Annotated in this window: 4 protein-coding genes; all 4 read left to right on the top strand. The window is 53.0% G+C overall.

Annotation, left to right across the window (positions count from 1 at the left end):
* Positions 1–138 precede the first annotated feature (138 nt).
* The 4 genes from cspE to tatE all read left to right on the top strand — a co-directional run bounded on the left by cspE (position 139) and on the right by tatE (position 2,314).
* A complete protein-coding gene (gene cspE, locus MYY08_RS05910; RefSeq protein WP_038627478.1) occupies positions 139–348 on the top strand; it encodes a transcription antiterminator/RNA stability regulator CspE in 210 nt (69 codons plus the stop codon).
* A 343-nt stretch (positions 349–691) separates the two neighbouring features.
* Positions 692–1,120 carry a GNAT family N-acetyltransferase gene (locus MYY08_RS05905; RefSeq protein ID WP_038627477.1) on the top strand — a complete coding sequence of 143 codons (429 nt, stop codon included), beginning with the start codon at positions 692–694 and terminating at the stop codon, positions 1,118–1,120.
* Positions 1,121–1,173: 53 nt separating this feature from the next.
* Positions 1,174–1,971, top strand: coding sequence for a deaminated glutathione amidase (locus MYY08_RS05900; protein ID WP_288013812.1), 798 nt, complete (start codon positions 1,174–1,176; stop codon positions 1,969–1,971).
* 142 nt (positions 1,972–2,113) lie between these two features.
* Positions 2,114–2,314, top strand: coding sequence for a twin-arginine translocase subunit TatE (gene tatE / locus MYY08_RS05895; RefSeq protein ID WP_038627474.1), 201 nt, complete (start codon positions 2,114–2,116; stop codon positions 2,312–2,314).
* Positions 2,315–2,423 lie beyond the last annotated feature (109 nt).

Below are 2,423 nucleotides of genomic sequence, written 5' to 3'. Positions count from 1 at the left end.
GCGTTAAACGCGTCGGTCATGAAAAAATAGCGATATTTATCACTTTTTCTTCACGACGCACTGGACAAAACGCGCAGCAATTGCTGTACTTAACCCCGACACAGTTTAGTGTCCATTTTTCATGTAAAGGTAATATAGATGTCCAAGATCAAAGGTAACGTTAAGTGGTTTAATGAGTCCAAAGGATTCGGCTTCATTACTCCGGAAGATGGCAGCAAAGACGTATTCGTACACTTCTCTGCTATCCAGAGCAATGGTTTCAAAACTCTGGCTGAAGGTCAGCGTGTAGAGTTCGAAATCACTGACGGCGCAAAAGGCCCATCTGCTGCTAACGTTATCGCTCTGTAAGTTAACAGTCAGAATTTTAAAAACCCGCCTCCTGGCGGGTTTTTTTTCGCCTGAGTTTAACGATAAACGTACAGGGCGACAAAGAAAATCAGAGAGAAACAGCTCAGCATCAATGCAAAAAGTTCAGAAAAGCACTGCGGTATCATGTTTTTCATTTCATCGTCCACCTCATCAACCTTTTGCTCAGTTTGTCAGCGCAAGATTAAGGAAACATTAATTGTTGCGCCGCTGCACATAAAAAGCATTCGTCACGTTTTGCAATCACCATTGCCTTGCTTCAACGCCTTCGCTGCGGCTATAAACAGATATCCCCTACGCGTCCGGCGTACCTGAAGGAGTCGCCATGAATATTCGCCCAGCTCAGCCTGAAGACCGCTTTGCTCTTATCTCGTTACTGAATGAATTGGGCTACGGTAATACCGATAGCTTTATGGACAGACGTCTGCGTCAGCTTACAGATCATCCCGATGAGGTTCTGCTGGTGGCGGAAGATCGCCAAACCGTGCTTGGTTTCTTGTCGCTGCACTTTATTCCGCAGCTGGCGCTGGAGGGCGACTTTGCCCGCATCAGCTACTTCTGTATCGCGGAAGGCGAGCGCAGCAAAGGATTGGGACAGCATCTGTTACAGTATGCCGAGCAGCTGGCGCGCGAACGCGGCTGCGACCGCCTCGAAGTGCATTGCCATGAGAAACGCATTAAGGCCAATCAGTTTTACGCGCGTGAAAACTATATCGAATCGCCGCGCTACCTGATTAAGCAGCTGGCGCCCTGAAACCCTTCGCTGCGGGCGTTACAATGGCGTCTGCGTCATCATAAGGAGAGAGAATGAACGTTGCCATGGGACAGTTCGCCGTCAGCCGTGAATGGCGCGAAAACGCGGCTACCTGCGTCCGTCTGATGCGGCAGGCGCAGGCGCAGGGCGCCGCACTGCTGGTGCTGCCTGAGGCGGTGCTGGCGACCGATATGAGTGACCCAGGACTGGCAGTGCGGGAAGCGCAGCCGCTGGACGGCCCCTTTATGGCCGAACTGCTCTCGGCAAGCCGTGCAAACGCCCTGACCACCATACTGACTATCTATATCCCGGATGGGCCGCAGCGCGCGATTAACGCCCAGCTTGCTGTACGGAACGGCGAGATCGTCGCCCGCTACGATAAGCTGCATCTTTATGACGCCTTTACCATGCAGGAGTCACAGCGGGTTTCCGCCGGTAACGCCGTGCCGCCGCTGGTTGAGGTGGGCGGCATGAAAGTCGGCATGATGACCTGTTATGATATTCGTTTCCCGGAGCTGGCGCGCCGTCTGGCGCTTGATGGCGCAGATGTGCTGGTGCTGCCGTCCGCCTGGGTCAGAGGGCCGTTAAAAGAGATGCACTGGGAGGTGTTGGCGACGGCGCGGGCGCTGGAGAACACCTGTTATTTAATCGCGGTAGGCGAATGTGGTCCGCGTAATATCGGCAGCAGCCTGATTATCGATCCGCTGGGCGTGACTATCGCGCGCGCCGCAGAGACGGAGGCGTTGGTTTTTGCCGAACTGGATGCGGAGCGGCTGGCCAGCGCACGACGGATGCTGCCGGTGCTGACGAATCGTCGCTTCGCTCGACCTGAGCTCAATAAAGAGGCCTGAGAACGCCGGCAGGTTATAAGCCGCGCCGCGCATGGGCGCTGAAGGGAAAAATTAGTAATCTGTTACATGTCGCTGTTGTATTAATCAGCGTTCTGCGCGTTAATAGCGGCAGTTGTCTTCCCTGTTAATGTAAGAAGGTGTTATGGAAGGTATCAGTATTGCCAAGTTACTGGTTATCGGTGCGTTGATCGTACTGTTGTTTGGCACGAATAAACTCCGTTCGCTGGGTGGCGATTTAGGTGCCGCCATTAAAGGCTTTAAAAAAGCGATGAAGGATGAGGATACGGCGGCCCCTGCTAAGGCTGAAGAGATGCCGGCAGAGCGCGTAACCCACAAAGAGTAATATTCGCGGCGGCATTAAGTTACAAAATGTAACTTGCCCCTCAGATTAAAAGCCAGCGGTTGCTGGCTTTTATTATGGGCGCTATTCTGCTTCTGCTTCTGCTTCTGCT

Source organism: Mixta sp. (assembly GCF_024610815.1).
Classification (GTDB): domain Bacteria; phylum Pseudomonadota; class Gammaproteobacteria; order Enterobacterales; family Enterobacteriaceae; genus Mixta; species Mixta calida.
The sequence above is the reverse complement of the archived record's forward strand: the minus strand, read 5'-3'. Positions and strand labels throughout refer to the sequence as shown.